Annotated in this window: 11 protein-coding genes; 5 read left to right on the top strand and 6 right to left on the bottom strand. The window is 67.7% G+C overall.

Annotated elements, in window-relative coordinates; translation table 11 throughout:
• The gene (locus tag TSH58p_RS21970; RefSeq protein ID WP_109069501.1) at positions 1-1,482 is read right to left on the bottom strand and encodes a RimK family protein; all 1,482 of its coding nucleotides are present in this window, start codon (positions 1,480-1,482) and stop codon (positions 1-3) included.
• Positions 1,482-2,675, bottom strand: a complete 1,194-nt coding sequence (gene rimI / locus TSH58p_RS21965) for a ribosomal protein S18-alanine N-acetyltransferase (protein ID WP_247873972.1) — start codon at positions 2,673-2,675, stop codon at positions 1,482-1,484. Before rimI ends, TSH58p_RS21970 begins: the two co-directional genes overlap by 1 nt.
• 289 nt (positions 2,676-2,964) lie before the next feature.
• Between rimI and TSH58p_RS21960 the strand changes: the two genes are divergently transcribed.
• The 5 genes from TSH58p_RS21960 to TSH58p_RS21940 all read left to right on the top strand — a co-directional run bounded on the left by TSH58p_RS21960 (position 2,965) and on the right by TSH58p_RS21940 (position 10,733).
• On the top strand, positions 2,965-5,463 hold the full coding sequence (locus tag TSH58p_RS21960; protein WP_109069500.1) for a glycogen/starch/alpha-glucan phosphorylase: 2,499 nt from the start codon (positions 2,965-2,967) through the stop codon (positions 5,461-5,463).
• A 285-nt stretch (positions 5,464-5,748) separates the two neighbouring features.
• A complete protein-coding gene (locus TSH58p_RS21955; protein ID WP_109069499.1) occupies positions 5,749-6,762 on the top strand; it encodes an aspartate-semialdehyde dehydrogenase in 1,014 nt (337 codons plus the stop codon).
• Positions 6,763-6,929: 167 nt separating this feature from the next.
• Positions 6,930-8,537 (top strand): peptide chain release factor 3, encoded by a 1,608-nt coding sequence (locus TSH58p_RS21950; protein WP_014197109.1) that lies wholly within the window; start codon positions 6,930-6,932, stop codon positions 8,535-8,537.
• A gap of 218 nt (positions 8,538-8,755) precedes the next feature.
• Entirely contained in the window at positions 8,756-10,333 is a 1,578-nt protein-coding gene (locus TSH58p_RS21945) for a sensor histidine kinase (protein ID WP_109069498.1), read from the top strand.
• Positions 10,326-10,733 carry a response regulator gene (locus TSH58p_RS21940; protein WP_199230092.1) on the top strand — a complete coding sequence of 136 codons (408 nt, stop codon included), beginning with the start codon at positions 10,326-10,328 and terminating at the stop codon, positions 10,731-10,733. The genes TSH58p_RS21945 and TSH58p_RS21940 overlap by 8 nt, the downstream gene beginning before the upstream one ends.
• A 123-nt stretch (positions 10,734-10,856) precedes the next feature.
• Here TSH58p_RS21940 and TSH58p_RS21935 read toward each other — a convergent pair whose 3' ends face one another.
• Genes TSH58p_RS21935 through TSH58p_RS21920 form a run of 4 tightly spaced genes read right to left on the bottom strand, consistent with a single transcriptional unit; the run spans position 10,857 to position 14,762 of the window.
• Complete coding sequence (locus tag TSH58p_RS21935) at positions 10,857-11,636, bottom strand: LamB/YcsF family protein (RefSeq protein ID WP_109069572.1); 780 nt, start codon at positions 11,634-11,636, stop codon at positions 10,857-10,859.
• Positions 11,633-12,730: a biotin-dependent carboxyltransferase family protein gene (locus tag TSH58p_RS21930; protein WP_109069496.1), complete on the bottom strand. Its 1,098-nt coding sequence runs from the start codon at positions 12,728-12,730 to the stop codon at positions 11,633-11,635. Before TSH58p_RS21930 ends, TSH58p_RS21935 begins: the two co-directional genes overlap by 4 nt.
• Positions 12,727-13,449, bottom strand: coding sequence for a 5-oxoprolinase subunit PxpB (pxpB, locus tag TSH58p_RS21925; RefSeq protein ID WP_109069495.1), 723 nt, complete (start codon positions 13,447-13,449; stop codon positions 12,727-12,729). The genes TSH58p_RS21930 and pxpB overlap by 4 nt, the downstream gene beginning before the upstream one ends.
• 11 nt (positions 13,450-13,460) lie before the next feature.
• On the bottom strand, positions 13,461-14,762 hold the full coding sequence (locus TSH58p_RS21920) for a TRAP transporter large permease (RefSeq protein ID WP_109069494.1): 1,302 nt from the start codon (positions 14,760-14,762) through the stop codon (positions 13,461-13,463).
• Between the last annotated feature and the right edge of the window lie 2 nt (positions 14,763-14,764).

Here is a 14,764-nt window from a genome sequence, read left to right as displayed (position 1 = left end):
TCAGGCTGCTGAGCCGGGCTTGCGCGGCCGGGACTCCAGGCGGCGCAGGAATTCGCCCATGATGAGGCGGTACAGCCCATCCTTCAGCTTGGCGTCCTCGACGCCGAGGTCGATGCTGGGGTTGTCGTTGATCTCGATGACGAAGACGCCGCGCTCGTTCTGCTTCACGTCCACGCCGTAGAGCCCGTCGCCGATCAGGCCCGCCGCCTTCACCGCGGTCTCGATGACCTCGCGCGGCGCCTCCTCGACGGACAGCGTGCGGGAGGAGCCCTGCTCGGCCCGGCCGTTGCCGCCGTGCTTGACGATCTGCCAGTGCTTCTTCGCCATCAGATACTGGCAGACATAGATCGGCTGCCGGTTCAGCACGCCGACGCGCCAGTCGAACTCGGTGTACATGAACTCCTGGGCCAGGATCACGTCGGACTGCTCGAACAGGCTTTCGGCCGTCGCGTCCAGCTCGCTGCGGGTCTGCACCTTGAAGACGCCGCGGGAAAAGGAACCGTCCGGAATCTTGAGGACGATGGGGTAGGGGATCTCCTGGTCCAGCGTCGCCAGACCGCGCTTGTCGAAGATCACCGTCTTCGGCGCCGGGATGCGGTTGGCGCGCAGCAGCTCGGCCAGATAGACCTTGTTGGTGCATTTGAGGATCGAGTTGGGATCGTCGATCACCGGCAACCCTTCCTTCTCCGCCTTCTTGGCGAAGCGGTAGGTGTGGTGGTCGAGATTCGTCGTCTCGCGGATGAACAGCGCGTCGAACTCGGCGAGCCGGGAATAGTCCTTCTTCTCGATCAGCTCCACCGCGATGCCCAGGCTCTCCCCGGCCTTGACGAATTTCTGGAGCGCGCGCGGGCTGGAGGGGGGAAGCTCCTCCTTCGGGTTGTGCAGGATCGCCAGCGTGTAGCGCGGCGGCGCCTTGGCCGCCGGCTCCCGCCAGGAGGTGCGGGTGTAGGCGTCCAGCGCCGCCTGGAACAGCGGTTCCTGGTCGGGCCGCAGGTCGGCCAGCGACAGCGGCTCCAGGGCGTGGATGGTCCAGCCCTCCTTCAGCCGCACCTGAACCTTCAGCAGGGGACAGCGGAACAGATCGAAGATCGTGCGGGCGATGTCCTGGAACCGCGCGTCGTCTGCGTGGCCGAAGAAGACGGTGAGGTTGAAGGAGGCTTCCGGCGCGTGGTCCATCCGCTTGATGGCCTTGCGCAGCGCCTCCTGCGCCTCGGTCAGCTGGGCGCGGTAGAAGCTCTTCTGCGACAGGTCGAGGATGGTCCGGACCGAAGGGATCACCCGCTCGCCGCGCGCTTCCGCGAGCAGCGAGACGTAGTAGCCGGTGCCCAGATAGCGGTAGCTGCGCGACAGGTTCAGCACCCGAGCGCCGCGCGGCGCCTGTTCCGGGTGGGCGATGTAGTCGCGGGCGCTGACCACCGGCAGGCCGTCCTTCGCCCATTTCACATCCGCCCGGCGGTCGACGACGAGAAGATGCGCGGGCATCAGGCGGCGGGCCCTTTGGCGGCCCGATCAGGGATCTGGGGCCGGAGGAGAAGGGCGGCCTTCAGCTGGGCCTTGCCGTAGCGGGCCATGCGCTCGAAGTCGGCTTTCGGGATCGGCATGTTCATCCGGTCGATGTGAGCGTGGTGACGGTCGTACACAAGCGGATCGTGAACATAGAGAAAGCGGTCGTCGGCACCGGTCACGACGACCCAGTGCGGGAATTTTTCGTGATAGATCCGATAGGAGCTGATGAGCACGATGGGGATGGCCCCGCCAGCCACCGCGTCGGCCATGTCCTGGGCGGTCAGGGTGTTGTGGCGGACGGTGGCGCCGCTGCCCTCCAGCTCGTCGAGGAAGTCCTCGTGCACGATGCGCATGACCTCCTTCTTCTCGTCGCTGCGCACGCTGTCCAGGAAGGGGGTGGCGTTGTCCTTGATGTGGATGTCCACCGCGAAGCCGCGCCGCGCCGCCGCCAGCGCCAGCCCGAACGGGCCGCAGCCGCCGTGGCCGGAGGTCATGAAGACGGTCGTGGATTCCCGCCACAGGCGGATCTCCAGCTTCCGCCCCAGCTCGATGTCCGCGGGCTTCAGCGCCTTCATCGCCATCATCAGGGCCGACGGGCCGCAGGTGAAGTCCAGGGTCTGCTGGTAGTAGGGAACCAGGGGGCCGCCCAGCGGCGCGCTGGGGCCGCTGTGGCCGAGGCGCTTCTCCAGCCGCAGCGCCTCCATATGGTCTTCATAATAGTCGGTGTAGACGCCGAACTCGCGGTAGCCGGCCTTCTTGTAGAGGTCGATCGCCGCGGCGTTGTCGCGCCGCACCTCCAGCCGCAGATAGATGCAGTCCCGCGAGCGGGCCGCCTGCTCCGCCGCGGCGAGGAGGCGCTTGGCGACGCCCTGGCCGCGGTGGTCGGGATCGACGGCGAAGGAATAGAGCCGGGCGAGCGAGGTCCCGGAATGGAAGGACACCAGCGCGTAGCCGACGACCGCGCCGCTGTGGACTTCCACAAGTCCAGTGGCCTTGGCTTTCGTCAGCAAATAATGAAAACTACGTCGGGTCAGGCGGTCGGTGGCGAAACACCGCTCCTCGATGGCCAGCAACGCGGGGATGTCCGCCGGCTGGGCCTGACGGAGCAGGATGGTGGCGTCGCCGGGCAGGTCCTGGCGGGAATCCGCAGATACGGTATTGTCGAGCATCGGGAGGTTCAAAGAGGCTGACACGGACGCCATCTTACTCCCTCCAGCGGGGCTTCGCAGCGATTACCGACCTCTGGTGCGCCGCGGGGATGGTTTGCGTTTTGGCACAGCGCGTGTGGCACAAGGGCAAGTCTTGGCTGTTGCTCTGGACGAACGGCCTAGCCGATTCGACTGGTTGGGCGCAGCGACTTAAACGTTGCTTAACCATGGACCCCGGAAACTGCCGCCGATGGAAGACCGGCTGAATAACCGCCGCTCCAGTTGGCCCTGGAAAGAAGAAAGTCAAGACATGGACGCTCGGTATAAGTCCCGCGAGATCGAACGCCGCAGTCTGGATGTCGACGGGCTGAAGCGCTCGTTTCTGGAATGGCTGGTTTATTCCGTCGGCAAGGACGCGCGGGCGGCGACCCGGCGCGACTGGTTCCACACCGTGGCGCTGGCCGTGCGCGACCGCCTCGTGGACCGCTGGATGGACACGACGCGGACCTATTACCAGCAGGACGCCAAGCGCGTTTACTACCTCTCGCTGGAATTCCTGATCGGCCGCCTTCTGACCAACAGCCTCGCCAACCTCGGCATCACCGACCAGTGCCGTCAGGCGCTCGACCGTATCGGCCTGAACCTCGACGACGTGGTGGAGGCGGAGCCGGACGCGGCGCTGGGCAACGGCGGTCTCGGCCGTCTGGCCGCCTGCTTCCTCGACAGCATGGCGACGGAAGCGCTGCCCGGCTACGGCTACGGCATCCGCTACGAGTTCGGCCTGTTCGAGCAGCGCTTCGAGCATGGCTGGCAGGTCGAGTATCCGGAGCAGTGGCTGCAATTCGGCAACCCGTGGGAGTTCCCGCGTCCGGAGGTGCTGTATCCCGTCCAGTTCTACGGCCGCGTCGAGGAGTTCCGGGATTCGGTGGGCGAGCGCGCCTACCGCTGGGTGGACGCCGAGCGCGTGCTGGCCATGGCCTACGACACGCCGGTGGTCGGCTACGGCGGCGACACGATCAACACGCTGCGCCTGTGGTCGGCGCGCGCCACGCGCGACTTCAACTTCGGCCACTTCAACGACGGCGCCTACATGAAGGCGGTCGAGCAGAAGGTGCTGACCGAGAATCTCAGCCGCGTCCTCTACCCGAACGACGCGACGGAAGGCGGCAAGGAGCTGCGGCTGAAGCAGGAGTACTTCTTCACCTCCGCCTCGCTGCAGGACATCCTGCGCCGCTATCTGCAGCACCATTCCAACTTCGACAGCCTGCCCGACAAGGCGGCGATCCAGCTCAACGACACGCACCCGGCGATCGGCATCGCCGAGCTGATGCGGCTGCTGGTGGATCAGCACGGCGTGGTCTGGGACAAGGCGTGGGACATCACCCGCGCGACCTTCTCCTACACCAACCACACGCTGCTGCCGGAAGCGCTGGAGGCGTGGCCGGTCCGCATGATGGAGCGCGTCCTGCCGCGCCACATGCAGATCATCTACGAGATCAACGCCAAGTTCCTGAACCGCTCCAAGGCGCGGGCGGCGGGCGACAACGGGCGGCTGTCCCGCCTGTCGCTGATCGACGAGCGCGGCGACCGCCGGGTGCGCATGGGCAATCTGGCCTTCCTCGGCTCGCACAAGGTCAACGGCGTGTCGGCTCTGCACACCGAGCTGATGAAGCAGACCGTCTTCGCCGACTTCCACGCGGAGTTCCCGGAGCGCATCAACAACAAGACCAACGGCATCACGCCGCGCCGCTGGCTGCATCAGGCGAACCAGCCCCTGGCCGCGCTGATCACCAGCCGCATCGGCAACGGCTGGATCAAGGACCTCAGCCAGATCAAGGCGCTGGCGGAGAAGGCCGACGATCTGGTCTTCCGCGAGGAGTTCCGCCGCGCCAAGCGCAAGAACAAGAAGCGGCTGGCCGCCTACATCGCGCGCCAGACCGGGGTGGACGTGCAGGTCGACAGCCTGTTCGACGTGCAGGTCAAGCGCATGCACGAGTACAAGCGCCAGCTCCTGAACATCCTCCAGGCCATCGCGCTGTACAACGAGATGCGCGACAACCCGACCGTCTCCTGGGTGCCGGTGACCAAGATCTTCGCCGGCAAGGCGGCGCCGAGCTATCACATGGCTAAGCTCATCATCAAGCTCATCAACGATGTGGCGAAGGTGGTGAACCACGACCCGTCGGTGCACGACAACCTGAAGATCGTCCTGCTGCCGAACTACAACGTGACGGCGGCGGAGATCATCATGCCGGCGGCCGACCTGTCGGAGCAGATCTCCACCGCGGGCATGGAGGCGTCGGGCACCGGCAACATGAAGCTGGCGCTCAACGGCGCGCTGACCATCGGCACGCTGGACGGCGCCAACGTCGAGATCCGCGAGCATGTGGGCGAGGACAACATCTTCATCTTCGGCCTGACCGCCGAGGAGGTGAACGATCTGCGGGCCAGCGGCGGCTTCAACCCGCGCGACGTCATCGCCTCCAACCCCAGCCTGAAGCGGGCGCTGGACATGATCTCCACCGGCGTCTTCTCGCCGGACGATCCCAACCGCTACCACCCGATCCTTCAGGCGCTGACCGACGGCGGCGACCATTTCCTGGTGACGGCGGACTTCTCCGACTATTGCCAGGCGCAGCAGGCGGCCATGGACCTCTACCGCGACCAGGAGGAATGGACCCGCAAGGCCATCCTGAACACCGCCAACATGGGCTGGTTCTCCTCAGACCGCACCATCATGGAGTATGCGATGGAGATCTGGGACGTGCATCCCGTGAAGCCGGAGCATGTGACCGAAACCGAGGGCTGACGCGGCCTCGCCCCGAGCCGGACAAAAATTGTGGCGCGAAGGCGCGGGCGCTTTACAAGCCCCGCGCCTTTCGTTTATCTAGCCAGTTATGAATCGCTCGCTCGCCATCACCACCACCACTACCAAAACGACCCGCTCCGGCGGGCCGTCGGATGGTGGCGTGCGTTGATCGAGTAAGACGCTTCACCCACCACGAAGGCCCCGCCGGACACGGACGGGGCCTTGGTGCATCTGGGGCCGCCGTCCACGCTCGATCCGGGCAAGACCAAAGGACGGACCACACCCATGAGCACCTCTTCTCCTTCTCCCCGCCGCGTTGCCATCGTCGGTGCCACGGGCGCCGTCGGCCGCGAGATGGTCGATGTTCTTCACCGCCGTTCGTTCCCGGTCGCGGAACTCGGCCTGTTCGCGTCGGAGCGCAGCGCCGGCCGCACAGTCGAGACCCCGTTCGGCGAGAAGACCCTCGTGGCGTTCGACGTCGAGAAGGTGAAGGGCTACGACATCGTCCTGCTCGCCGTGTCCGGTGATTTCGCCAAGGAGCACGCGCCGGCCATCGCCGCGGGCGGGGCGCTGGTGATCGACAACTCCTCGGCCTTCCGCTACGACGACAACGTCCCGCTGATCGTGCCGGAGATCAACGCCCACGCCATGGGCGACGCCAAGCTCATTGCCAACCCGAACTGCACGACCGCCATCGCCGTCGTGGCGCTCGGCCCCCTGCACAAGGCCTTCGGCCTGAAGCGAGTCATAGTCTCCACCTATCAGGCGACCAGCGGTGCCGGTGCGGAGGGCATGGCCGAGCTTGAGGAGCAGACCCGCAACCAGCTCGACGGCAAGCCGGTCGTCAACAGCGTGTTCCGCCACCCGATTCCCTTCAACCTGATCCCCCAGATCGACGCCTTCCAGGAGAACGGCTACACGAAGGAGGAGATGAAGGTGACCTGGGAGACCCGGAAGATCCTGGAGATCCCGGACCTGCCGGTGAGCTGCACGGCGGTGCGCATCCCGACCTACCGCGCCCATTCCGAGGCGATCACGGTCGAGACGCTGTCCCCGGTCACCCAGGACGCCGCCCGCGCCGTTCTGGCCGACGCGCCGGGCGTGGTGGTGAAGGACGTGCCGGCGGACGGCGTCTACCCGATGCCGATCAACGCCACCGGCCAGTTCGACGTCGAGGTCGGCCGCATCCGCACCAGCCTGATCTTCGGCGACCACGGCCTCGACCTGTTCGTCTGCGGCGACCAGCTCCTGAAGGGCGCGGCGCTCAACGCCGTGCAGATCGCCGAGCTGAGCCTGTAAGGCACGAGCGGCCTCCGTCATCCCTCCTTCCTTTCGGCGGGAGGGATGAAGGCTGGAATGGGCCGGTCTTCGCTGCTATCTATACGTCCGAACGAAGAGGGCCGTGGGGCGTTCCGCCTCCCGGCCCTCTTCGCCGTTGTCTGCACCGCTGAGTTACGGGAACGCGCATGTCCGAGCTTCTGGACGCTGTTTCCCGGCGTCGAACCTTCGCGATCATCGCGCACCCCGACGCCGGCAAGACCACCCTCACCGAAAAGCTGCTGCTGTTCGGCGGCGCCATCCAGATGGCCGGCGCCGTGAAGGCCCGCGGCGAGCAGCGCCGCGCCAAGTCGGACTGGATGAAGGTGGAGCGCGAGCGCGGCATTTCCGTGACCGCCTCGGTCATGACCTTCGATTACGAGGGGCGCACCTTCAACCTGCTGGACACGCCGGGCCACGAGGACTTCTCGGAGGACACCTACCGGACGCTGACCGCGGTGGACAGCGCCGTCATGGTGATCGACGGCGCGAAGGGCATCGAAAGCCAGACCTTGAAGCTGTTCGAGGTCTGCCGCCTGCGCGACGTGCCGATCATCACCTTCTGCAACAAGATGGACCGCGAGGCCCGCGACCCCTTCGACCTCATTTCCGAGATCGAAAGCTCGCTGGCGCTGGAGGTCACCCCGGCGAGCTGGCCCATCGGCATGGGCCGCGACTTCCTGGGCTGCTACGACCTGATCCGCGACCGCCTGATCCTGATGGACCGCACCAAGGGCGACGAGATCGACGACGGCATCGAGTGCAACGGCCTCGACGACCCGCGCCTCGACGAGCTGCTGCCGGCCCACGCCGTGGCGAAGCTGCGCGAGGAGGTGGAGATGGCCCGCGGGCTGATGCCGCCCTTCGACCTGGAGGCCTACCGCGCCGGCCACCTGACGCCGATCTATTTCGGGTCGGCGATCAACAACTTCGGCGTGCGCGAGCTTCTCCAGGGCTTGGCTGAGAACGCCCCACCGCCGCGCCCGCAGCCGGCGGAGCAGCGCTCCGTTCAGCCGGACGAGGGCAAGTTCAGCGGCTTCGTGTTCAAGGTCCAGGCCAACATGGACCCGAACCACCGCGACCGCATCGCCTTCGTGCGCATCTGCTCCGGCAAGTTCAAGCGCGGGGCCAAGCTGAAGCATGTCCGTTCGGGCAAGCTGATGGCGGTGAACAACGCCGTGCTGTTCCTGGCCCGCGACCGCGAATTGGCGGAAGAGGCGTGGCCCGGCGACATCATGGGCATCCCAAACCACGGGTCCTTGCGCATCGGCGACACGCTGACCGAGGGCGAGGACCTGCGCTTCACCGGCGTGCCGAGCTTCGCGCCGGAACTGCTCCAGCGCGTCCGGCTGGAAGACCCGATGCGCGTGAAGCACCTGCGCAAGGCGCTGGAGCATTTCGCGGAGGAGGGCGCCTCCCAGGTGTTCAAGCCGCTGACCGGGGCGGACTGGGTGGTCGGCGTGGTCGGCCAGCTCCAGTTCGAGGTTCTGGCCGCCCGCATCGAGGCGGAATACGGCCTCGCCGCCCGCTTCGAAGGGGCGGGGGTGGACGCCGCCCGCTGGATCGAGACGGACGACGAGGACCAGCTCAAGAAGTTCCTTGACCTCAACCGCTCGGCGGCGGCGGAGGACCATGACGGGGCGCTGGTGTTCCTGGCCCGCAACGCCTGGCACCTGAACCGCACGCAGGAGGATTTTCCGGCCCTGCGCTTCCTGAAGACCCGCGAGCAAAACCGTAAGGTGCACACCGCGGCGTAACATTCATCCGCAGGCATGCGGAACGCGCTGACCAAAGGCTGGTATCGCGTTCCGCGTGTTGCTCCGCCTCTCTGATTCGAGTAGCGTTCGCTGATGCAGCCTTCGCGGCGGAGTGCCGCAAGGCGTTGTGCTTCAAGGCTTTGTGGTGGGATCAGAGAAACGGCGGCGTTGGCGGGTCCGGCTGGGCCGCGGGCGGTGACCGAAAAAAGAGGGGCGGCATGTTCGGTGGCGTGGAAGCCTTCTTCGACACCAGCGCGTACTTGCCTCACGGCGTGTGCCTGTTCTGGCGTCCGGAAATCCTGACCCTGCACATCGTGTCCGATGTGCTGACTGGTCTTTCCTATTACTCAATTCCGGTCGCGCTGCTTTACTTCGTCCTGAAACGACGCGATGTCGCCTTCAGCTGGATCGTCTGGCTGTTCGCCGCCTTCATCCTGGCTTGCGGCACGACGCATTTCTTCAGCCTGTGGACCTTGTGGTACCCCGACTATGCCGTGGAAGGCATCGTCAAGGCGCTGACCGCGCTGGTGTCCGTGCTGACCGCCGTCGCCTTGTGGGTGCAGATGCCCAGGGCGCTCGCCCTGCCCAGCGCCACCCAGCTCGCCGACGCCAACGCGGCTTTGCAGCGCGAGATCGAGATCCGGCGTCAGGCCGAACTGCGCTACGCCAGCTTCTTCAACAATCTGGTGGAGGGACTGTTCGTCGTCACGGTCCTGCCGGACGGCGCCTTCGCTTTCGACACGCTGAATCCCGCTCACGCGCGGGCGACAGGGATCGACCCGGAGACCATCCGCGGCCGGCTGGTCCGCGAGGCCGTTCCCCCGGAGACCGCCGACGCGGTGGTCGAACGCTACAGCGCCTGCGTGGCCGCCGGCGGGCCGATCGATTACGAGGAGACGCTGGACCTTCCGGTCGGGCGGCGCACGTGGCACACCGTCCTGGTGCCGGTGCGCGGCGAGGATGGCCGGGTAATCCAGATCCTCGGCAGCTCCCGCGACATCACCGACCGCAAGCGGCTTCAGGAGGAGCTGGTCCAGACCTCCAAGCTGGCGACGCTGGGCACGGTCGCCGCCGGCATGGCCCATGAGATGAGCCAGCCCCTGAACATCATCCGGATCTGGGCCGAGAACGCCCTGTCGCGCCTGCGCGACGGCGACACCGACACCGCGCGCCTGGACAAGGTGCTGACCATCATGTCGGAACAGGCGGAGCGCATGGGCCGCATCATCGACCATATGCGCACCTTCAGCCGCCGCGACGGCGCCACCCAGCGCTTCGATCCGGCGGCGAGCGTCCGCTCCGCCGTTGAGCTGGTGTCCAACCAGTTCGCCTTGGAAAACATCGAGGTCGTGAGCGACATCCCGCCCATCGACTGCGTCGCGCGCGGGCGCCCCCTGCAATTGGAGCAGGTGCTGCTCAATCTGCTGTCCAACGCGCGTGATGCCATCCTGGAATGGCGCGCCGACCCCGACGGATCGCCCGCCGCCGGGCGGATCGCCGTGGGCATGGGCTGCGACATGACCGCCGGGCGGGCCGTCATCACCATCGCCGACGATGGCGGCGGCATCGACCCCGACATCCTGCCGCGCATCTTCGACCCCTTCTTCACGACCAAGGAGGTCGGGAAGGGGTCGGGCCTCGGCCTGTCGATCGGCTATGGAATCGTCGATTCCATGGGTGGACGGATCGAGGCGGCGAACGTCACCCACGGGAACGGAAGCCGCGGCGTCCGTTTCACCATCACCGTGCCGGTGTCCCATCCCTCCGTTCAGGACGTGGAGCGCGCTCATGCCTGACCCCGTCACCGTTCCGTTGCATGTCCTGGTGGCCGAGGACGAAGCCCTCGCCGCCATGGCGCTGGAGGATTTCTTATCCCGCAAGGGATACCGCGTGACCCTGGCCCAGGACGGGCAGGAGGGGTTGGAGCGCTACAGCGCCGACCCCGCCGACCTCGTGATCACCGATTTGCGCATGCCGCGGATGGACGGCCGCGCCCTGATCCGCGAGCTGCGGGTCAGGGCGGCCCGTTTGCCGATCCTGGTGATGACCGGCTTCCTGTCGATGGAGGCGGGGGAGGACGACCTGACGTCCGACCGCTGGCAGCCGCTGGTGGTGCTGCGCAAGCCGGTCAGCCCGCAGGTCATCCTGGATACGCTCACCAGCCTCGCCGAAGCGGCGAAGCTGCGGCCGGCATGATCCCAACGCGTTAAAGCGGATTTCAATCCGCTTTGGACCGCGACTGCGGTCCCGGCCGCAAGCGCGGACGAAGCCCGGCCGGCGAATAAGGCCATATGATTCTAAAGCGAATGAAAATTCGCTTTAGAAGCGGTCCCGCAGCTCCGGCAGGGGGACGATGCGGACCCCCTTGGCCTCCAGCGTGCGGCGCAGGTTGCTGGCCATGGCGACGGCGCTCGGCTCGTCGCCGTGGACGCACACGGAATGGACGGTGCAGGGGATGCGCGTGCCGGTGACCGACAGGATCACGCCCTCCTCCAGCATGCGCAGGACGTTGGCGGCCGCCACGTCCGGATCGTGGATCATCGCGCCGGGCTGGCCGCGCGGCACGAGGTTGCCGTTGTCGTCATAGGCGCGGTCGGCGAAGACCTCCTCCGCCGTGGGCAGGCCCAGCGTGCGCCCGGCCCGCGCCATTTCCGACCCGGCGGTGGCGAGGTAGATCAGGGATGGATCGACGCCCTTGATCGCCCGCCCGATCGCCAGGGCCAGCCCCTCGTCCACAGCCGCCATGTTGTTCAGGGCGCCGTGCGCCTTCACATGGGTGACCGAACCGCCGCTGGCGGCGGCGATCCCCATCAGCGCGCCGATCTGGTAGGCGACCATCGCCTCGACCTCCGCCGCCGACATCCGCAGGGGGCGGCGCCCGAAGCCCTGGAGATCGGGGTAGGAGGGGTGGGCGCCCAGGCTGACGCCCTTCGCCACCGCGTTCCGGACGGTCCGCGTCATCACCAGCGGGTCGCCGGCGTGGAAGCCGCAGGCGATGTTGGCGGACGCGACGATGCCCAGCATGGACTCGTCGTCGCCGATGTCGTAGGCGCCGAACCCTTCGCCCAGGTCGGCGTTCAGGTTCACGGTGATGGTCATGGTGCCCTCCCGCACATGTTTTCCCGGTTCAGGATGTCGCCGTTGCCGTTGACGATGTCGACGACCCCGGACACGAGGTTTTCCGCGTAGAGCGCCTCCAGATCGACGCCGCCCGCCGGGCGCACCGGGCGGATGGCGCGGATCCAGGCCGCGATGGTCTGCTCCTGCCGCCGACGGATGGCCTCCGCCTCCTCCACCGTGACGGCGCGGAAGCTCAGGGCGCCGCCGGGGCTCAGCCGGCCGACGCGGGGCAAGTCGGCGGAGATCACCGTGGCGATCTTGGCGTAGCCGCCCGCCGTCTGGTGGTCGTTCAGCAGAAGGATCGGCTGGCCGTTGCCCGGCACCTGGATGGAGCCGGTGACCAGCCCGTCGGACGGAATGTCGGCGGAGCCGGTGTGGGCCAGCGTCGGGCCGTCGAGCCGCAGGCCCATGCGGTCGGCGTCCTTGCCGACGCGGTAGGTCGCCGACAGGAAGGTCTCCACCGCCTCCGCCGTGAAGCGGTCCTCCTGCGGGCCGAGGACCACCCGCACCGGCCCGCCGCCATAGTCCGGCGGCTCCGGCAGTTCCACGTCGGCGCCCGGCGGGGCGTCGCTGCGGTTGAGCGGCAGGCGCGTCCCGTCGCCCAGCGGCTTGCCGCCGAGCGGCCCGATGCCGGCGCGCACATAGGTGGACAGGCTGCCCAGGAACGGTTCCAGCGCGAAGCCGCCGGCCACCGCCAGATAGGCGACCGCCGCCCCGGTGACGGCGCCCAGCTTCAGCACGTCGCCGCGCGCCAGCGTGTGGCTGCGGTGGGGTTCCAGCGGCTGGGGCGATTGCCCCTCGCGCTCCAGGCTCAGCGCCATCGGGCCGACGATGGCGACGCGCACGCCGTCGGCCTCCACCTTCAGGGCGGGGCCGAGCAGAGCGATCTCCACCCCCGCCGCGCCCGCCGGGTTGCCGACCAGCGCGTTGGCGAGGCGGAGGCCGATGGGGTCGAGCGCGCCGGCCACCGGCATGCCGAGTTCCTGATGGCCGAAGCGGCCGAGGTCCTGGATGGTGGCGAACAGCCCCGGCCGGACGACCGTGAGGCAGGGGGCAAGGGAGGGCGGGTTCATGGTGCGGCCCTCAGCGTGTCGGGATCGAAGCGCCCGGCGGCGGTCTCGGCGGACAGGGCGTCGAAACGGGCGCGGTCCACCGCCTCGAACCGCACCCGGTCGCCCGCGGCCAGCAGGACCGGGGAGGGGCGGGCGCCGTCGTAGAGCGGCACCGGGCAGCGCCCGATCAGGTGCCAGCCGCCGGGACTCTCCCAGGGATAGACGGTGGTCAGCCGCCCGGCGGTGGCGACCGACCCCGCCGGCACGCGGACCCGCGGCTCGCCGCGCCGCGGCTTCTCCAGCTCCGCCGGCAGGTCCCCCATGTAGGCGAAGCCCGGCATGAAGCCCAGCATGTAGACGAAATACTCCGTCGACCCGTGGAGGTCGACCAGCCGGTCCGCCGACAGGCCGAGCGACGCGGACAGCTCCGCGAGGTCCGGTCCCAGATCGGGGTCGTAGCAGACGGGCAGGCGCCACAGGGTGCCTTCGGCCGGCGCGTCCCCGGTGTGGGCCAGTTCCGCCTCCACGGCGGCCTGGACCTCCCGGCGGCTGGTCGCCGCCGGGTCGTAGACCACCTGGAGCGAGCGGAAGGTCGGCACCGTCTCCACCAGACCCGGCAGGGCGGCCAGCTTCAGCCGGGCGTGCAGGGCCATGACGCGGGCGTTGGTGGGGCGGTCGATGCCCTCGCCGAACTCCACGTTGAAGGCCGTGTCGCCCGCCGTGGTGAAACGGACGTCCATGATGCCGCTCCTCACCCGATCATCAGCGAGGGCAGCCACGACACCATGCCCGGGAAGATCCAGAGCAGGAACACCATGACGATCATCATCAGGAAGAAGGGCAGGCTGGCCTTGGCGATGGTGAAGATGTTCTTGCCCGTCATCGATTGCAGGACGAACAGGTTGAAGCCCACCGGCGGGGTGATCTGGGCCATCTCCACCACGATGATGATGTAGATGCCGAACCACAGCAGGTCGATCCCGGCGTTCTGCACCATGGGCAGGATGACCGAGGTGGTCAGCACGACCATCGAGATGCCGTCCAGGAAGCAGCCCATGACGATGAAGAACAGGGTCAGCACGACCAGCAGCGACGCGGTGGAGAGCTGCATGGAGGTGATCCACTCCGCCAGCAGGCGCGGGATGCCGGTGTAGCCCATGGCGACGGTCAGGAAGGCTGCCCCCGCCAGGATGAAGCCGATCATGCAGGAGGTGTGGGCCGCGCCCAGCACGCTGTCGCGGAAGGTCGCCCAGCTCATCGTGCCGGTCACCAGCGCCAGCAGCAGCGATCCCAGGACGCCGATGCCCGCGGCCTCCGTCGGCGTGGCGATGCCCGCGTAGATGGAGCCGAGCACGCCGGCGATCAGCAGCATGACGGGGATCAGCGACCCGGTGTCGCGGATCTTCTCCATGAAGCTCTGGCGCGCCTCCCGCGGCGGCACCCGGTCGGGATTCAGCAGGGACCAGCCGCCGACATAGAGCATGAACAGGCCGGTCAGCACGATGCCCGGAATGACCCCGGCGATGAAGAGGCGCGCGATGGATACGTCCGCCGCCACCCCGTAGACGATCATGATGATCGAGGGCGGGATCAGCAGGCCCAGCGTGCCGGCGCCGGCCAGCGAGCCGACGATCATCATCGGGTCGTAGCCGCGCCGGGTCAGTTCCGGGATGGTCATCCGCCCGATGGTCGCGGCGGTCGCGGCGGAGGAGCCGGAGACGGCGGCGAAGATCGTGCAGCCGACGATGTTGACGTGCATCAGCCGCCCCGGCAGCCAGCCCGTCCATGGCGCCAGCCCCTTGAACATGTCCGACGAGATGCGCGTTCGGAACAGGATCTCGCCCATCCAGATGAACAGGGGCAGGGCGGTCAGGGTCCAGCTCGTGCTGGCGCCCCAGATGTTGGTCGCCATGACCATGCCGACGGGGCGTGTGGTGAACAGCGCCATGGCGACGAAGCCGACGCCGGCCAGCGCCAGCGCCACCCAGATGCCGGTCCCCAGCATCAGGAGCATCGTCACCACGACGACGATGGAAGCGGTCGTCTGGTCCATCG

This window comes from Azospirillum sp. TSH58 (assembly GCF_003119115.1).
Lineage (GTDB): Bacteria > Pseudomonadota > Alphaproteobacteria > Azospirillales > Azospirillaceae > Azospirillum.
This window is presented reverse-complemented; position numbering and strand designations above follow the sequence as displayed.